Source organism: Sphingomonas sp. RS2018, assembly GCF_054489605.1.
This window is the reverse complement of sequence record NZ_JBTMWL010000003.1, coordinates 462,582-479,948: the sequence shown is the minus strand read 5'-3', so window position 1 is coordinate 479,948 and position 17,367 is coordinate 462,582. Positions and strand designations below refer to the sequence as shown.

The 17,367-nt window shown below is 67.1% G+C and carries 15 protein-coding genes and 1 pseudogene; 12 read left to right on the top strand and 4 right to left on the bottom strand.

The annotated features are described in order from the left end of the window. Positions 1 to 107: 107 nt before the first annotated feature. From cyoA to ACX40P_RS11725, 7 genes are read left to right on the top strand one after another with little or no spacing between them, the layout of a single operon-like run. Positions 108 to 1,235 (top strand): ubiquinol oxidase subunit II, encoded by a 1,128-nt coding sequence (cyoA, locus tag ACX40P_RS11755; RefSeq protein WP_459126521.1) that lies wholly within the window; start codon positions 108 to 110, stop codon positions 1,233 to 1,235. Next, positions 1,235 to 3,226: a cytochrome o ubiquinol oxidase subunit I gene (gene cyoB / locus ACX40P_RS11750; RefSeq protein WP_459126520.1), complete on the top strand. Its 1,992-nt coding sequence runs from the start codon at positions 1,235 to 1,237 to the stop codon at positions 3,224 to 3,226. Before cyoA ends, cyoB begins: the two co-directional genes overlap by 1 nt. Before the next feature lies 1 nt (position 3,227). Then, a complete protein-coding gene (cyoC, locus tag ACX40P_RS11745; RefSeq protein ID WP_459126519.1) occupies positions 3,228 to 3,851 on the top strand; it encodes a cytochrome o ubiquinol oxidase subunit III in 624 nt (207 codons plus the stop codon). Then, the gene (cyoD, locus tag ACX40P_RS11740) at positions 3,848 to 4,270 is read left to right on the top strand and encodes a cytochrome o ubiquinol oxidase subunit IV (RefSeq protein WP_459126518.1); all 423 of its coding nucleotides are present in this window, start codon (positions 3,848 to 3,850) and stop codon (positions 4,268 to 4,270) included. The genes cyoC and cyoD overlap by 4 nt, the downstream gene beginning before the upstream one ends. Next, entirely contained in the window at positions 4,267 to 4,941 is a 675-nt protein-coding gene (locus tag ACX40P_RS11735; RefSeq protein ID WP_459126517.1) for an SURF1 family protein, read from the top strand. The genes cyoD and ACX40P_RS11735 overlap by 4 nt, the downstream gene beginning before the upstream one ends. After that, on the top strand, positions 4,938 to 6,197 hold the full coding sequence (locus ACX40P_RS11730) for an ATP-binding protein (protein WP_459126516.1): 1,260 nt from the start codon (positions 4,938 to 4,940) through the stop codon (positions 6,195 to 6,197). The genes ACX40P_RS11735 and ACX40P_RS11730 overlap by 4 nt, the downstream gene beginning before the upstream one ends. Beyond that, entirely contained in the window at positions 6,194 to 6,730 is a 537-nt protein-coding gene (locus ACX40P_RS11725; RefSeq protein WP_459126515.1) for a response regulator transcription factor, read from the top strand. Before ACX40P_RS11730 ends, ACX40P_RS11725 begins: the two co-directional genes overlap by 4 nt. Here the strand turns inward: ACX40P_RS11725 and ACX40P_RS11720 are convergent. Then, complete coding sequence (locus ACX40P_RS11720) at positions 6,723 to 8,267, bottom strand: sodium:solute symporter family transporter (protein WP_459126514.1); 1,545 nt, start codon at positions 8,265 to 8,267, stop codon at positions 6,723 to 6,725. The two genes, ACX40P_RS11725 and ACX40P_RS11720, sit on opposite strands and share 8 nt — an antisense overlap. A 200-nt stretch (positions 8,268 to 8,467) precedes the next feature. Between ACX40P_RS11720 and ACX40P_RS11715 the strand changes: the two genes are divergently transcribed. The 5 genes and pseudogenes from ACX40P_RS11715 to ACX40P_RS11695 all read left to right on the top strand — a co-directional run bounded on the left by ACX40P_RS11715 (position 8,468) and on the right by ACX40P_RS11695 (position 14,528). After that, positions 8,468 to 11,257: a TonB-dependent receptor gene (locus ACX40P_RS11715; protein WP_459126513.1), complete on the top strand. Its 2,790-nt coding sequence runs from the start codon at positions 8,468 to 8,470 to the stop codon at positions 11,255 to 11,257. Further along, positions 11,254 to 12,303, top strand: a complete 1,050-nt coding sequence (locus tag ACX40P_RS11710) for a phytase (protein WP_459126512.1) — start codon at positions 11,254 to 11,256, stop codon at positions 12,301 to 12,303. The genes ACX40P_RS11715 and ACX40P_RS11710 overlap by 4 nt, the downstream gene beginning before the upstream one ends. Positions 12,304 to 12,348: 45 nt before the next feature. Beyond that, positions 12,349 to 12,990: pseudogene (locus ACX40P_RS11705) on the top strand (DUF47 domain-containing protein); the annotation flags it as partial. A 4-nt stretch (positions 12,991 to 12,994) separates the two neighbouring features. After that, the gene (locus ACX40P_RS11700; RefSeq protein WP_459126511.1) at positions 12,995 to 14,002 is read left to right on the top strand and encodes an inorganic phosphate transporter; all 1,008 of its coding nucleotides are present in this window, start codon (positions 12,995 to 12,997) and stop codon (positions 14,000 to 14,002) included. A gap of 1 nt (position 14,003) precedes the next feature. Then, on the top strand, positions 14,004 to 14,528 hold the full coding sequence (locus ACX40P_RS11695) for a gamma carbonic anhydrase family protein (RefSeq protein WP_459126510.1): 525 nt from the start codon (positions 14,004 to 14,006) through the stop codon (positions 14,526 to 14,528). Between the two features lie 116 nt (positions 14,529 to 14,644). Here ACX40P_RS11695 and nadA read toward each other — a convergent pair whose 3' ends face one another. Genes nadA through ACX40P_RS11680 form a run of 3 tightly spaced genes read right to left on the bottom strand, consistent with a single transcriptional unit; the run spans position 14,645 to position 17,237 of the window. Further along, the gene (gene nadA, locus ACX40P_RS11690; protein WP_459126509.1) at positions 14,645 to 15,643 is read right to left on the bottom strand and encodes a quinolinate synthase NadA; all 999 of its coding nucleotides are present in this window, start codon (positions 15,641 to 15,643) and stop codon (positions 14,645 to 14,647) included. Between the two features lie 50 nt (positions 15,644 to 15,693). After that, positions 15,694 to 16,410, bottom strand: coding sequence for a DUF4230 domain-containing protein (locus ACX40P_RS11685; RefSeq protein ID WP_459126508.1), 717 nt, complete (start codon positions 16,408 to 16,410; stop codon positions 15,694 to 15,696). Further along, the gene (locus ACX40P_RS11680) at positions 16,392 to 17,237 is read right to left on the bottom strand and encodes an MBL fold metallo-hydrolase (protein WP_459126507.1); all 846 of its coding nucleotides are present in this window, start codon (positions 17,235 to 17,237) and stop codon (positions 16,392 to 16,394) included. The genes ACX40P_RS11685 and ACX40P_RS11680 overlap by 19 nt, the downstream gene beginning before the upstream one ends. Positions 17,238 to 17,367 lie beyond the last annotated feature (130 nt).

The following is a 17,367-nucleotide window of genomic DNA, read 5'->3' as shown; positions in this document are numbered from 1 at the left end:
ACCGTGTATTGGACCAGCAACGCCCCTTGTGCAAAATATGCGGGCGTCCGGGCATTGGACAAAATGTCCACTGTCGCGGCACCAGCCCTTCGGCCTAGGCGATCATCATGCGCGAACCGCCACTCCTCCGGTCGATCCCAGCCCTCGCGGCGCTTGCCCTGCTCGCCGGATGCAGCGGCACCGTGCTCGATCCGGGCGGCGACGTGGCATTGCAGCAGCGCAACCTGATCTACGCCTCGACCGGGCTGATGCTGCTCATCATCGTGCCGGTCATGACGCTGATCGTCGTGTTCGCGTGGCGCTATCGCCGCGGCAACACGGACGCGACCTATGATCCGAAATTCGATCATTCGACGTCGCTCGAACTCATCATCTGGTCCGCGCCGCTCGCCATCATCATCGCGCTGGGCGCGCTGACGTGGTCGAGCACGCATCTGCTCGACCCGTTCCGCCCGCTCGGTCGCATCTCGGCGACGAAGCCGATCGACAAGAAACAGCCGCCGATGCTGGTGCAGGTGGTCGCGCTCGACTGGAAATGGCTGTTCATCTACCCCGAGTTCGGCATCGCGAGCGTCAACGAACTCGTCCTGCCCGTCGACCGGCAGGTGCGGTTCGACATCACGTCCAGCAACATGATGAACAGCTTCTACGCGCCGACGATGGCTGGCATGGTCTATGCGATGCCGGGCATGCGCAGCACGCTGCACGCCGTGCTTAACCGCCCCGGCGCAACGACCGGCATGTCGGCCAACTATAGCGGCGCGGGCTTCTCGGACATGAAGTTCCGCCTGGTCGGCACCGATGCGGCGGGCTTCGCGCGCTGGGCCGATGCCGCGCGCGGGTCGCGCTTCGCGCTGACGACCGCCAATTATCTGAAGCTCGAAAAGCCCAGCGAGAAGGTGAAGCCGATCCACTTCGCCGCGGTGCAGGCCGGGCTCTTCGACCGCGTCGTCGAACGCTGCGTGGCGCCTGGCACCCGCTGCATGAGCGACATGATGCAGCACGACGGCGGCGCGATGCCGCCGGGCCGCCAGTCGCAGCCGCGCGGCGGGCAACCGGACGGCGCACTGTTCAAGGACGAGCGCGAGATCGATCCCGTGCCCCATCGCACCGCGCCGGTCGACAAGGCGCCGCCGGGCAATGCGAAGCCGGGCGCCGCAAAGAACCGCGAGATGTCCGCCCGCCCGCCCCGTCCAGCCCCCCACCATTCAGCCGATACCGGCGGAGCCGCCTGATGTCCGACACCCTCGTCAAGACGATCTTCGGTCGGCTGACCTTCGAATCCTTCCCGATCCACGAACCGATCCTGCTCGGCACCTTCGCGGTCGTCGTGCTGCTCGGCTTCGGCATCGTCGGGGCGGTCACCAAGTACCGGCTGTGGGGCTGGCTGTGGAGCGAATGGTTCACGTCGGTCGATCACAAGAAGATCGGGATCATGTACATGATCCTCGGCATCATCATGCTGCTGCGCGGGTTCGCCGACGCGATCATGATGCGATTGCAGCAGGCGATGGCCTTCGGCGGGAACGAGGGGTATCTGAACGCCCATCACTACGATCAGGTCTTCACCGCGCACGGGACGATCATGATCTTCTTCGTGGCGATCCCGCTGGTGGTCGGCCTCATCAACTATGTCATGCCGCTGCAGATCGGCGCGCGCGACGTCGCCTTTCCCTATCTCAACAACCTCAGCTTCTGGCTGACGGCGGCGGGCGCGCTGCTGGTGATGGTATCGCTGTTCGTCGGCGAATTCAGCCGCGCGGGCTGGCTGAACTATGTGCCGGTATCGAACCTCGCCAACAGCCCCGATACCGGGCCGGACTATTACCTCTGGGCGCTGCAGATCGCCGGCGTCGGCACGACGCTCAGCTCGATCAACATGGTGACGACGATCATCAAGATGCGCGCGCCGGGCATGACGATGATGAAGATGCCGGTGTTCTGCTGGACGGCGCTCTGCAGCAACGTGCTGGCCACCGCGATCTTCCCGGTCCTGACCGGCGCCTTCGCGATGCTGATGCTCGACCGCTACGTCGGCACCAACTTCTTCACCAACGATCTCGGGGGCAACCCGATGATGTACTGGAACCTGGTGTGGATCTGGGGCCACCCGGAGGTCTACGTCCTCGTCCTGCCCGTCTTCGGCATCTTCTCCGAAATCACGTCGACCTTCTCCGGCAAGCGGCTCTTCGGCTATTCGTCGATGGTCTATGCGACGGTCGTCATCACGATCCTCAGCTACCTCGTCTGGCTGCACCACTTCTTCACAATGGGGTCGGGCGCCAGCGTCAACAGCTTCTTCGGCATCGCGACGATGGTCATCTCGATCCCGACCGGGGCGAAGATCTTCAACTGGCTGTTCACGATGTACCGGGGACAGATCCGCTACGAACTGCCGATGATGTGGGTGGTCGCGTTCCTGCTGACCTTCACGGTCGGCGGGATGACCGGCGTGCTGCTGGCGGTGCCGCCCGCCGACTTCGTGCTGCACAACTCGCTGTTCCTCGTCGCGCACTTCCACAACGTCATCATCGGCGGTGTCGTGTTCGGGCTGTTCGCCGGCATGACCTACTGGTTCCCCAAGGCGTTCGGCTTCCGGCTCGACCCGTTCTGGGGGAAGGTCAGCTTCTGGGGCTGGGTGATCGGCTACTGGGTCGCGTGGACGCCGATCTACATCGTCGGACTGATGGGCACGACGCGGCGCGTCCGCCACTTCGAGGATCCGTCGCTGCAGATCTATTTCATCATCGCCGCGATCGGCGTCGCCATCATCGCGGTCGGCATCGGCGCGTTCCTGATCCAGATCGCGGTCAGCATCCGCAACCGCGAGGCGCTGCGCGACACCACCGGCGATCCGTGGGACGGCCGCACGCTGGAATGGGCGACGTCGTCTCCCCCGCCCGCCTACAACTTCGCGTTCACGCCGCGCGTGCATCAGCTCGACGCGTGGCACGATATGAAGGATCGCGGGCACGAGGTGCCGGCGGACGGCTGGCGACCGATTCACATGCCGCGCAACACGGGCGCGGGCGTCATCATCTCCGGCCTCGCCCTCGCGCTCGGCTTCGCAATGGTGTGGTACATCTGGTGGCTGGCGGCGGTCGCCTTCGTCGGCATGATCGGCGTCGCGATCGGCCACAGCTTCAACTACGACCGCGACTATTACATCCCGGCCGAGGAGGTCGCGAGTGTCGCCCGCGCCAACCCCGCGACGGCGGAGGCCTGACATGACCAGCCAGACCGTTTCCGACCCCAATACGCCACCGGACTTCTACGTCCTCGAAGAGGAGCATGGCGGCAACGCCACCGCGCTCGGTTTCTGGATATACCTGATGAGCGACGCGCTCATCTTTGCGACGCTGTTCGCCACCTATGGCGTGCTCGGCACCAGCTATGCCGGCGGGCCGACGCCGGGCGAGATATTCGAACTGCCGCTGGTCGCGCTCAACACCGCGCTGCTGCTGCTGTCGTCGATCACCTTCGGCATGGCGGCGATCGACGCGGCGGCGGGGCGGCTGCGCGCGACGCAGGTCTGGCTCGGCATCACCGCGCTTTTCGGCCTGTCGTTCGTCGGCGTCGAACTGTATGAATTCTCCAAGCTGATCGGCGAAGGCGCGACCCCGCAGACCAGCGGTTTCCTCTCCGCCTTCTTCACATTGGTCGGCACCCACGGCCTGCACGTGATGTGCGGGCTGATCTGGATCGCGGTGATGGTGGTGCAGCTGTCGCAGCACGGCCTGAACCCCGCCAACCGCCGCCGGCTGATGTGCCTCGGCATGTTCTGGCACCTGCTCGACGTCGTCTGGATCGGCGTCTTCACCTTCGTCTACCTGCTGGGAGTCCTGCGATGAGCGCACCTGTCCATCAGGCCCCAACCGATCATCATGAGCCGACCGATCATCATGGGCCGGTCGATCATCAGGGACATGAGGCGACCGAGGATCACGGCAGCCGCCGCAGCTACCTCATCGGCTTCGGCCTGTCGGTGCTACTCACCGCCATCCCGTTCTGGCTGGTGATGAGCGGGGTGCTGGGCGATCCGCGCGCCACCGGCATCGCCGTCGTCGCGCTAGCGGTGGCGCAGATCGTCGTCCACACCATCTTCTTCCTCCACGTCAGCGCCCGGTCGGAGGGTGGCTGGACGCTGCTCGCGCTGCTGTTCACATTGGTCATCGTCGCGATCGTCATCTGCGGGTCGCTGTGGATCATGTTCCACCTGAACACGAACATGATGCCGATGCCCGGCGGAGGGATGGCGGACGCGCCGTGAAACGGCGGCTGTTCGCCGCGCTGTGCATCGCCCTGACGCTTGCGTTCGCGGCGCTGGGCGTCTGGCAGGTCGAGCGGCGGGCGTGGAAGCTCGACCTGATCGCGCGGGTCGAACGCCGCCTCCATGCCGCCCCGGTGCCGCCGCCCGTGCGGTGGCGCGACGACATGGCCTATACCCGCGTGCGGGTCGCCGGGCGGTTCCGGCATGACCGCGAGACGCTGGTGCAGGCATTGACCGAGCGCGGTGCCGGCTGGTGGGTCATGACCCCGCTCGACACCGGGCGCGGCATCCTCCTCGTCAACCGGGGCTTCGTGCCGGCCGAGTATCGCGCGCCCTCCGCACGCCCGCCTGCCACCGGCACGGTAACGGTGACCGGCCTCGCCCGCGCGACCGAGCCCGGCGGCGGTTTCCTGCGCGGCAACGACCCCGCCGCCGGCCGCTGGTATTCGCGCGACGTCGCCGCCATCGCATCATCGCGCGGCCTGTCGGGCGTCGCGCCCTATTTCATCGATGCCGATGCCACCCCCAATCCCGGCGGCTATCCGGTCGGCGGGCTGACCGTCGTCGCCTTCCGCAACACGCACCTGATCTATGCGCTGACCTGGTTTGCGCTCGCCGCCATGTCCGGTTTCGGCGCGTGGTTGCTGCTCCGTCGCGGCGGTGTGCGATGACCCCGACCGACGCGCCCGAGCGCGACAACATGCGCCAGCTGATCCAGTTGCGCTGGGTCGCGGTGGTGGGACAGCTCGTCACGATCCTGACGGTCAGTCTCGGCCTGCGCGTACCCCTGCCGCTCGCACCGATGCTTGTTGTCGTCGCGCTCCTGGCGGTCGCGAACGTGATCGCGGGCGTGCTGCTACCCCGGCACCGCATCACCAATGTCGAAATCCTTCTCGCCCTGCTGCTCGACATGATCGCGCTGACCGCCCAGCTTTACCTCAGCGGCGGCACCGGCAATCCGTTCATTTCCTTCTACCTGTTGCAGGTCGTGCTGGGTGCGATCCTGCTGGAGATGTGGTCGGCCTGGGTGCTCGTCGGCGTCGCCAGCCTCTGTTACGCCGGGCTCAGCCTGCGGCACGTGCCCTTGGTCTATCCCCCCGGCCTGATCCCGGAGGTCGCCGACCTCTATACGCTCGGCGCCTGGATCAGCTTCGTGCTGACCGGCGTTCTTCTCGGCATGTTCATCACCCGCATCACCCGCAACCTGCGCGCGCGCGACCGCTATCTGGCGGACCTGCGCGAACATGCGGCGGAGGAGGACGGCATCGTCCGCATGGGCCTGTTCGCCAGCGGGGCGGCGCATGAGCTGGGTACGCCGCTGGCGTCGCTGTCGGTCATCATCGCCGACTGGCAGCGGATGCCGCGGCTGACCGGCGACGCCGACCTGTCGGGCGATCTGGCGGTGATGCGCGCCGAGGTCGAGCGCTGCAAGGTAATCGTCACCGACATTCTGCACTCCGCTGGCGAACCGCGGGGCGAGCCGATGGAGAACATCGATGCTCAGATGTTCTTTGATGAGGTCGTCGCCGAATGGCGCCCCACCCACCCCCACCTCCCCCTCGACCACGCCCGATCGGGCCTGGACGGCGCCCGCGTCGTCGCCGCCGCCTCGCTCCGTCAGGCGGTGTGGAACCTGCTCGACAACGCCGCCGAAGCCTCCCCCGCCGGCGTTGCGCTGATAGCGTCACGCGAGGGCGAGATGCTGGCCATCACCGTCACCGATCAGGGGCCGGGCTTCGCCGAGACGCAGCTCGCCACCATCGGCCGCCCCTATCAGTCGACCAAGGGCGCCGGCCACGGCATGGGCCTGTTCCTCGCCGCCACGGTGGCGCGACGGCTTGGCGGTCGGCTGGAGGCAGCGAACAGCGCGAACGGCGGCGCACAGGTGCGCCTGATCCTGCCGCTCGCCGGGCGGGTGCTGCAATGATCGGCGAGGACCGCCGCCTGCTGATCGTCGAGGACGACGAGACCTTCGCCGGCACGCTGCGGCGATCGTTCGAGCGGCGCGGCTACCGCGTCTGGCTAGCGCGCGGGCCGGAGGAGATCGACACGGTACTGGCGGAGGCGCGGCCGGGCTATGCGGTGGTCGACCTGAAGCTCGGCAACGCCTCTGGCCTGCCCTGCGTCGAGCGGCTGCACGCGCATGATCCGGCGATGCTGATCGTCGTGCTGACCGGTTTCGCCAGCATCGCCACCGCGGTCGAGGCGATCAAGCTCGGCGCGTGCCACTATCTCGCCAAGCCGTCGAACACCGACGATATCGAGGCCGCGTTCAGCCGCGCGGGCGGCGACGTCGCGGTGCCGGTCGCGACGCGCACGACGTCGATCAAGACGCTGGAGTGGGAGCGGATTAACGAGACGCTGGCCGAAACCGGCTTCAACATTTCGGAGACCGCGCGGCGTCTCGGCATGCACCGCCGCACGCTGGCGCGGAAGCTCGAGAAGCGGCCGATCAGCTGACGCCCGGCCCGCGCGGCACCGCGCACACCAGCGCCGCCACCAGCGCGCCGACGCACAGCTGATAAGGGAAGGCTACGCCCCCCGGCATCGGCAAACCGAGCGGCCCCGCGACGAACGGCTGCATCAGCAACACCGTCGCGAACCCCGCGATCAGCGCCGCGATCACCGAATTCGTCGATCCCCGCGTCGTGAACACCGCGACGAAATACACGCCCAGCAACCCGGCATAGGCGAACACCATTACCGACAATGCGAATTCCAGCAGCGGCGTGTCCGAATAGCGCTGCCAGTAATAGCTGAGCGCCGCCATGCCGAACATCGCCACCCCGACGACCGCCATACCGGCGCGGCCCGCACGGACGAAATGCTGCTCGCTCGCCCCACCGCGCGCCTCGCGATACGGACGGTAGAAGTCGCCGACCATCACCGACGACATCGCGTTCAGCGCCGAATTGGTCGTCGCCACCGCCGCCGCCATTACCCCGATCGTCACGAGCCCGCGCAGTCCCGCCGGGATCTCGGTCAGGATATAGTGGACGAAGATCGCGATCTTCTCGCCTGCGAACGTGGTCGCCGCCGCGCTGGTCGCGCCGCCCATCAGGTCGGGGCGATCGTAGAAGACGTGCAGCAGCACGCCGATCGTCAGGAACATCGCGATCAGCGGCACGCTTGCCAACTGCGACAGGATCAGCCCGCGCGCGCCCGTCTTCGCATCGGGACACGCCAGCAGGCGCTGCGTGGTATCCTGATCCAGCCCGCTGTTGCCGACGTTGAGCAGGAACAGACCGGTGAAGACCGCGATGATGCCGAACGGCTTTGACAGGTCGGTGGTGAAGTCGAACAACGCCAGCTTGTCGACCCCCGCCGGCGTTGGCGAAATGCCGGCGATGATCTCGGCAGTCGTCGCCGGAATCGACAGGCGCAGATAGACCAGCACCGCGATCGCCGAACCGACGTAGATCGCGAACTGGATCAGGTCGTTCCATATCACCGACTTCAACCCGCCAACGAAGGTGAAGAGGAACGCCGCCACCATCACCACGCCCGCCGCCGCGATCACGCCCGACGCGCTTACCCCGCCGGTCGTCACCATCGCGAGTGCGATCGCCGCCAGATAGACCCGCGACCCGCCCGCCAGCACCCGTCCGACCAGAAACATGCCGCCCGCCCAGCGCATCGCCCGCACGCCGTAGCGGTAGCCGAGCAGTTCGTAGACCGTCGTCGCGCGCATCGCGTAGAAGCGCGGGATGAGGAAATAGGCGACGAAGATCGCCGCGAGGATCGGGCTGACGACCGCCCCCAGATAGGCATAGTCGGCGCGGTAGCCGAAGTCCGGCCCGCCCAGATAGGTCGCGGCGGACTGGGTCGCCGACAGCACCGACACCGCTGCCAGCCACGCCGGCACGCTGCCGCCCGCCAGAAAATAGTCGCGCGTGTCTCGGGTCTTCACCCGAGAAAACGCCCAGCCGCCCCCCACCATCACCAGCACGTAAAGCGCCACCACCGCCCAATCGAGCGCGGCGAACTGCATTGCCATGTCTCTGTGTTCCCCGCCCTTACTTGCCGCGACGTTAGCGCGGGCGCGCACCGTAACATAGCTGTCATCGAAGCGACCCACCGTCGTCATCGCTGCGGAACATGCGCGTAACAATTCCCCGCCATCGGCGTCCTCGAGAGCGGACGCGGATCGCGCCAGACGATCCCGCCGCTTCGATCAGCCATATCGGGGGACTACAGGTGACCAACCTTTCAGCACGCACGCGGTTCGTCGCGGGCGCATCGTTCATCGCGCTCGGCCTCGCCGGGCTGGTGTCCCAGCCAGCGCGCGCCGCCGATCCGATTCCGACCGCCACCGCCGAACCTGCCGCCGGCCCGACGCTGACCGGTCACGTCTATGACGCGAGCGGCGCCGCGCTGCCGGGCGTCCGCGTCGTCGTCGAAGGCACGGGCACCACCGCGACCACCGCGCTGGACGGTACCTTCACCATAGCCGTGCCGGTCGATGGCGCCGTGACGTTGCTGTTCGATTACCTCGGTCGTCCGAACGATCGCCGCACCATCGCCCTCGCCGACCGCGCGACGACGATCGACGTGACGCTGGCCGCCGGCTCGGGCACCGACATCGTCGTGGTCGGCTCGCTGGCCGACACGACCGCACGCGCGCTCAACCAACAGCGTCAGGCCGACAACACCAGCACGGTCCTGTCCGCCGACGCGATCGGCCGCTTCCCCGATCCGAACATCGCCGAGGCGTTGCAACGCGCGCCCGGCGTCGGCATCGAACGCGACCAGGGCGAAGGCCGCTACGTCAACGTCCGCGGCGCGCCGGCGGAATTCAGCGCAGTAACGGTCGACGGCGTATCGGTGTCGTCGGTCGATCCGACCACCCGCGCGGTCGATCTTGATACCCTGCCCTCCGACATCGTCTCGAACCTCGAAGTGTCGAAGTCGCTGCTGCCCTATCAGGACGCCGATTCGGTGTCGGGCGCGATCAACATCTCGACGCGCTCGCCCTTCGATCGCCGCGGCTTCGCCGTGTCGGCCATGGCCGGCGGCAGCTACAACCAGTTCGGCGACACCAGCGACTATCGCGCGTCGGGCACGGTCAGCAACGTCTTCGCGAACCGTACCGTCGGCGTGCTGCTGTCGGGCAGCTATTCCTTCACCCACCGCCAGCCCGAGAATGTCGAGAACACCTGGGCGCTGGTCGGCCCCGCCGCCAACCGCGTCTTCGGCGTGACGGAGACGCTGTTCAAGGATTACGACACGAAGCGCGAGCGCATCGCCGGTTCCGGCGCGTTCGAATGGCGCCCGACCGACGCGACCCGCGTGTTCGTGCGCGGCAGCTATGCACGGTTCGAGGACAATGAGTTCCGCGACCGTCTCGGCATCCTCTGGACGGAGGGCACGCTGCAGGCCGGCGCCACCAACACCAGCGGCACCTACACCAACACCCGTATCGAAAAGCAGGTGCGCCACCGGGTGCAGGTCAATGAGATCTGGACCGTGTCGGGCGGGCTGGAGCATGAGGTCGGCGGCGGCAAGCTGACGATCGGCGGCGCCTACAGCAAGTCGGACCAGACCTATCCGCGCCGCGACGAACTGCTGTTCCGCTCGACGCTGCGGCCGACGCAGGGCTACGACTTCTCGGGCGACGCCGACCTGCCGCGCTACACGCTGTTCACGACCGGCGAGCATCTGCGGACCGATACCTTCGCCTTCCGCGAGAATACGTATCGCAGCAATTCGACGCTGAACGACGAGACGTCGGCCAACGCCCGCTTCGACGCGCCGCTGTCGCTCGGTGTGCAGGACATCACATTGAGCGTCGGCGGCAAGTATCGCGAACGCAACATCATCGCCGACGAGGAGCGCTTCCGCGATCGCCGCGCCGCCGCCGCACCGACCCAGACTCTGACGCAGCTCCTGAGCGGCGATCCGTCGGCCAACTTCGACTACAACCTCGGCCAGACGATCGACGGTGCGCTCGCCGACGCCTATTTCGACCGGACCAAGCCGACATCGGAACGCCGCCTGCCGCAGTCGCTGTCGGCAGACTACCGCGCGAACGAAAAGATCATGGGGATGTTCGGCCAGGCGCGGGGCGAATTCGGCGGGACGACCGTCATCGCCGGCGTCCGCGTGGAGACGACCGACTTCCGCGCGACCACCCCGACGCTCGCCGCGCCGGCGAAGCAGGGCTATACCGAGTTCTTCCCGAACCTGACGCTGCGTCAGGCCTTCACGCCGACGCTGATCGGTCGCTTCGCGCTGTGGCGCGGCATCAACCGGCCGAACTTCCCGTCGATCGTCCCGCGCGTGCTGGATGCGACCGAAGCCAATGTCGTCCGCGTCGAACTGGGCAACCCGGACCTGAAGCCGCTGCTGTCGAACAATGTCGATGCCGGCATCGAATATTATCTGCGTCCGCTGGGCGTCTTATCGGTCAACGCCTTCTACAAGGATCTGAACGACTATCGCTACACCGTCACCCGCGCCGGCACCTATCTGGGCGCCGCCGCCCTGCTGACGCGGTCGGAGAATGCGCCGGACGGAAAGCTCTACGGTGTCGAAGTCAACTGGCAGCAGCAGTTCACCTTCCTCCCCGGCCTGCTCGGCGGGTTCGGGGTGGCGGCGAACTACACCTATACCGAGGCGGATGCGAAGCTCGGCGCGGCGTACGCCGGCCGTTCGGTCTACCCGCTGCAGGGCCAGTCGAAGCACCTGTACAACGCCGCCCTGTTCTATGAGCGCGGCCCGGTGAACCTGCGCGTGTCGTACACGAAGCGCAGCGACTATCTCGACGAGATCAATGCCGACGTCCCCGCGCTCGACCTCTACTGGGAAGGCCGCGGCCAGCTCGACGCCACGGCGAGCGTCCAGGTGCTGAAGGGCGTCAACGTCTTCTTCGAGGGCAAGAACCTGACCAATTCGGCCGGTGTCCGCTACTTCGGCGAGCGGCAGCGCGTGTACGAATATGAGAAGTTCGGCTACTCGCTGTTCGGCGGCGTGCGGGTGAAGCTGTGAGGCTGACGCTGATCGCGACACTCGCCCTCGCGGGCTGCACCACGACGCCGAAGACCGTCGTCAGCATTGCGGAGACCCGCGACGTGCGTGCGGCGGCCGAGACCGATCCGGTCGAGACCGCCGCCGACGCCGCCGACGACCCCGCGATCTGGCGTAACGCCGCCGATCCGGCGAAGAGCCTGGTCATCGGCACCGACAAGCAGGCGGGCATCCACGTCCACGACCTGTCGGGCAAGCGGCTGAGCTTCACCCCGGCCCCACGCCTCAACAACGTCGACCTGCGCGAAGTCGGCGGGCGTGTGATCGTGGCGGCCAGCGACCGCGCCGATGTCGCCAACGCGCACGTCTCGCTGTTCGCGCTCGACGCCGCCGCCGCCCGACTCGTACTGCTTGGTCGCTATCCGGTCGGTACCGGCGAAGCGTACGGCATGTGCCTGTGGACCCGTGCGGCGGACAAGGCGCTGTTCGGCTTCGTCGTGATGAAGGACGGCCGCATCGACCAGGTCGCGATCGATACGACCGGCATCACGCCCGCCGTCCGCACCGTCCGCTCGATGAAGCTCGGCTCGCAGTCCGAAGGTTGCGTCGTCGACGATCGCACGGGTCAGCTCTACGTTGCGGAGGAGGACATCGGTCTGTGGCGCTTCGCCGCCGATCCGGCCGCACCCGGCACCGCAACCGGCATCGGCGTGGTCGACGGCCGCCGGCTGGTCGCTGATGCCGAGGGGCTTGCACTCGCGCCCGAGGGGCGTGACGGCGGTTACCTGATCGCCTCCAGCCAGGGGGACAACGCCTATGTCGTCTATCGCCTGCCCGACGTGTCCTATGTCGGCCGGTTTCGTATCGTTGCGAACGGGACCGTCGACGGCACCAGCGAAACCGACGGCATAGACCTGGCGGTCGGCGACTTCGGTCCCGCCTTCCCCGCCGGGCTGATGGTGGCACAGGACGGCGACAACGCGCCCGACCGGCAGAACTTCAAATACGTCTCTTGGGCAGACATCCGCGCCGCGCTCGGCCTCACGCCGATTGTCGCCGCCCCGTAACCATTGTAACCGCCGCCCGACTCACTCGTCCCAGGAGAAATGCCCATGCTGGGCTGGTTCCAGAAGCTGATGCCCAGTCAGGGGCGCTTCTTCGATCAATTCGAGGCGCATGCCGCCATCCTCGTCGCCGGCGCGGAGGCGCTGTCGCGCCTGATGAACGCCGAAGGGCGGATCAGCGACCATGTCGCCGAGATCGTCCGTCGCGAGCATGAAGCCGACGACGTCACGCGCGAAGTGCTGATGGACGTCCGCCGCGTCTTCGTGACGCCGTTCGACCGCAGCGCCATCACCGACCTGATCGGTGTGATGGACGACGCGATCGATCAGATGAACCAGACCGCGACGACGATCTCGAACTACGAGGTCGCCGCCTTCGAACCGCAGATGCGCGCGATGAGCGAGGCGATCGTCGAAGCCGCCAAGGTAACGGCGGAGGCGATCCCCCTGCTGCGCAAGCTCGCCCCCAACGCGGCACTGTTGCATGAACTGACCGAACGCCTCGTCCGCATCGAGGGCAAGGCCGACGACATGCACGACGCGGGCCTTCGCGCGCTCTATGCCGCCACCAAATCGGACCCGATGGCGTTCATCGTCGGGCGCGAGATCTACAACCATCTGGAGCGCGTCTGCGACCGGTTCGAGGATGTCGCGAACGAGATCCAGGGCCTCGTGATCGATCACGCGTGATCCGATGACCATCACCTTCACCCTGCTGGTCTTCCTGATCGGCGTCGCGCTGCTGTTCGATTTCCTGAACGGCCTTCACGATGCGGCGAATTCGATCGCGACGGTGGTCGCGACGCGGGTGCTGTCGCCAGTGGTGGCGGTGGTGTGGGCGGCGTTCTTCAACTTCACCGCGTATTTCGTGTTCGGCACGGCGGTTGCGAAGACGGTCGGCGCGGGCATCGTCGACGCCAACATCGTCGATCCGCGCGTCATCTTCGGCGCGCTGTGCGGCGCGATCGCGTGGAATGTCATCACCTGGGTGAAGGGCATTCCATCGTCGTCCAGCCACGCGCTGGTCGGCGGCCTGCTGGGCGCCACGATCACCAAGGCGGGGATCGACCCGATCGTCTGGCCCGGCGTCATCAAGACCGTCGCCGCGATCTTCATCTCGCCCGCGATCGGTCTCGCGCTCGCGCTGCTGCTCGTCCTCGTCGTCGCCTGGACCAGCCTGAAGCTGACCCCGCTCGGCGTCGACAAGCGCTTCCGCAAGTTGCAGCTCGTTTCCGCCGCGCTCTATTCGCTCGGTCACGGCGGCAACGATGCGCAGAAGACGATGGGGATCATCACCGCGCTGCTTTATTCACAGGGGTTGATCGACGGCCAGTTCGCAGTGCCCTTCTGGGTGGCGATCAGCTGCTATGTCGCCATCGCGCTCGGCACGATGTCGGGCGGCTGGCGGATCGTCCATACGATGGGATCGAAGATCACCCGGCTGACCCCGGCGCAGGGCTTCGCGGCCGAAACCGGCGGCGCGATCACCTTGTTCGCCGCCACCCACATGGGCATTCCGGTGTCGACCACCCACACCATCACCGGCGCAATCGTCGGCGTCGGCGCAGCGCGGCGGCTCACGGCGGTGCGCTGGGCAGTGGCATCGAACATCGTCTTTGCGTGGTTCGTCACCATTCCCGCGGCGGCGGCGATGTCTGCAGCGGGCTATCTGCTCGGCGGGCTCATCCCGGGCCTCTCCTGACGTGCCGCTCTACGCGATCGCGGGCAAACAGCCGATGCTCGGCGAGCACGCCTGGGTCGCGCCGAGCGCCGACGTCATCGGCGATGTACAATTGGGTGCAGAGGCCAGCGTCTGGTTCGCCGCGGTCATCCGCGGCGACAACACCCCGATCCTGATCGGCGCACGCAGCAACGTGCAGGAGGGCGCGGCGCTGCACAGCGATCCCGGCGCCCCGCTGACGATCGACGAGGACGTGACGATCGGCCATCACGCGATCCTGCATGGCTGCACCGTCGGCGCGCGGTCCTTGATCGGCATGGGTGCGATCGTGCTCAACCGCGCGATCATCGGCGAGGATTGCATCGTCGGCGCCGGAGCTCTGGTGACGGAGGGCAAGAGCTTCCCGCCCGGCAGCCTGATCGTCGGCAGTCCCGCGCGGGCCATCCACCAGCTGGACGACGCGGCGAAGGCGATGCTGCGCGGATCGGCTCAGGTCTATGTCGCGAAGGCGCGGGAGTATGCGGCCGGGCTGACGCGGGTGGATTGACGCCACCCCCTCCCCGTTCTCCCTGGCCTGTCGAAGGGCTGACCTTCTTCGTGCCAAGAGCGATAAACAGGGAGGAAGGGCAGTGCTTCGACAGGCTCAGCGGAAACGGACGGGTCTCAGTCCCCCGTTACCTTCGCCGGCCCCAGATCGCCCATTCCCACCGTCGCCGACGCCATCGACAGCATCGCATCCAGACTCTTCTTGGCCCGCAGGCGCAGATCGTCATCGATCTCGATCCGTGGCTGCAGGTCGCGCAGCGCGATGTAGAGCTTCTCCATCGTGTTCAGCGCCATGTACGGGCAGATGTTGCAGTTGCAGTTGCCGTCCGCGCCCGGTGCGCCGATGAAGTGCTTCTCCGGGACGGCCTTTTCCATCTGGTGGATGATGTGCGGCTCGGTCGCGACGATCAGCGTGTCGCCCGGAAAATCCTTCGCGAACGCCAGGATGCCACTGGTCGAACCGACATAGTCGGCGTGGTCCAGCACGTGCGGCGGGCATTCGGGATGCGCGGCGACCGGCGCGGTCGGATGCTGCGCCCTCAGCTTCAGCAGCTCGGTTTCGCTGAACGCCTCATGCACGATGCACACACCCGGCCACAACACCATGTCGCGCCCGGTCTTTCGCGAGAAATAGCCGCCCAGATGCTTGTCCGGTCCGAAGATAATCTTCTGGTCCTTCGGGATCTGGCTCAGGATCTTCTCGACCGACGAGGAGGTCACGATGATGTCGCTGAGCGCCTTCACCTCGATCGACGAGTTGATGTAGGTCAGCGCGATGTGATCGGGATGAGCGCTGCGAAACGCGGCGAACTGGTCGGGCGGGCAGCTGTCCTCCAGGCTGCACCCGGCGTCCATGTCGGGCAGCACGACGATCTTGTTCGGCGACAGGATCTTGGCGACCTCCGCCATGAAGCGCACGCCGCAGAAGGCGATGACGTCGGCATCCGTCTCCGCCGCCTTCTTCGACAGGTCCAGGCTGTCACCGACGAAGTCGGCGATGTCCTGCAATTCCGGCTTCTGGTAATAATGCGCGAGGATGACCGCGTTCTTTTCCTTGCGCAGCCGGTTGATCTCTTCGCGCAGGTCGATGCCCGTCAGGCTGGTCGTCACGTTCATCGGCAGGTCCTCTCGTCAGAGCGCGCATGTGGCCCGCACCGCGGTTTCGATCAATAGCTGTTGGTCAGCACCTGATCGACCGAGCGGGACTGGTCCCACCGCTCGCGCGGACCGGAGCGTTCGTAAGGGAAGGTTACGAGCACGCGCACATCCTGCGCACCCGCGGCCTCCAGCGGCGGGACGAGCAGGTCGCGCAGCGCCCTCCGGGCATTGTCGCGCGCCTGCGCCAGCCGCTCGGGTTTCTGTGCCTCGCTCGATGCCGCGCGTTGCGCCGCTGCCGATACACGCTGCGACATCGCCTCGAACGCCGCGCGCGTCACGAACAGGCCGCGCGTCTCGCTCAGCGTCCGCCGCGCCTCGTCCACATTGGCCGCGCCGACCGTCACGTCGGGCGCGTCGATGACCAACGTCCGCGTACCGGGATCGTAGCGATAGTCGCCCGCTCCCAGCTTCGACACGTCGATGAAGTAATCGACCGCGAACGGCGCCTTTATCACCCGGTCCGCGGTCAGCATGCCGCCCAGCCGCCGGTCGCTCGCGGTCGCCTGCACACTGCCGGCCAGCGATCCGACCTTCAGCGCCGCGGCGCGGGAGAAGGTCGCGCGGACGACCTGCGTTACCGCCTGTCCATCCTCGCGCTTCTCGACCACGTAACTGTCGGCGAAGCGATCGTAGAGCCCGCGCCCGACGAACACCGCGACGATGACAAGGGCGATAGCGATCGCGGCGCCGATCAACTGTCCGGGGTTCAGGCGGCGATCGACCATGATTGTCCTTCCTGTCCTGCGACCAGTCCGCGCCGCCGAAGATCCAGAAGATGTGCCAGCACCGATCGTTCCGCCGCGCGGTGCAGGCGGGCGTCGGGATACATCGCCGCCACCATCGCCCCGATCCCCTGCGCCCCGCCGCGCAGCAGGCGCAGGATCTGCCCCTCGCGCTGCTTCCGGTGCCCCAGCATGCCGCGCACCAGCCGTTGCGGGTTCTCGACCGGAGCACCGTGGCCGGGATAGTAGACACTCTCCTCGCGCCCGAGTAGCTTTTCCAGGCTCTCCATATAGTCGCCCATGTCGCCATCGGGCGGCGACACGATGCTGGTCGACCAGCCCATGACATGATCGCCGCTGAACAGCGCCGCAATCTCCGGCAGCGCGAAGCACAGATGGTTGGAGGTGTGCCCCGGCGTCGCCAGCGCGGTCAGCGTCCAGCCCTCGCCACCTACGCTATCCCCGTCCGCCAGCACGCGGTCGGGCGCATAGTCGCGGTCGAACGCGGCGTCGGCCCGCACGCCCTCGTCATCGGGCGACAGCGGTGCGCAGCCGATGATCGGCGCGCCCGTCGCGGCCTTCAGGGCGCGGGAAAGCGGGCTATGGTCTCGGTGCGTGTGGGTGCAGACGATCGCGACGACCGGACGCCCGTCGATCGCCGCCAGCAGCGCCGCCAAATGCGCCTCGTCCCCCGCCGGACCGGGATCAATCACCGCCACGTCGCGCGTGCCGACGATATAGCTCTGCGTACCCCGCTCGGTGAACGGCGACGGATTGTTGGCGGTCAAGCGGGCGATCCGGGGATCGAGCGTGGCGGGTGTGTCCGTCATTTCCGGTCAGATGGCCCGCCGACGCCGCCGGCACAAGGCGGGGAGGCAACACAAGGCGAAGCGGCGCCAGACGCTCCCCCCTCCCGAGGGAACTCGTCCGACGCCGCCCCGCAGGACCGTCCGGAACTAG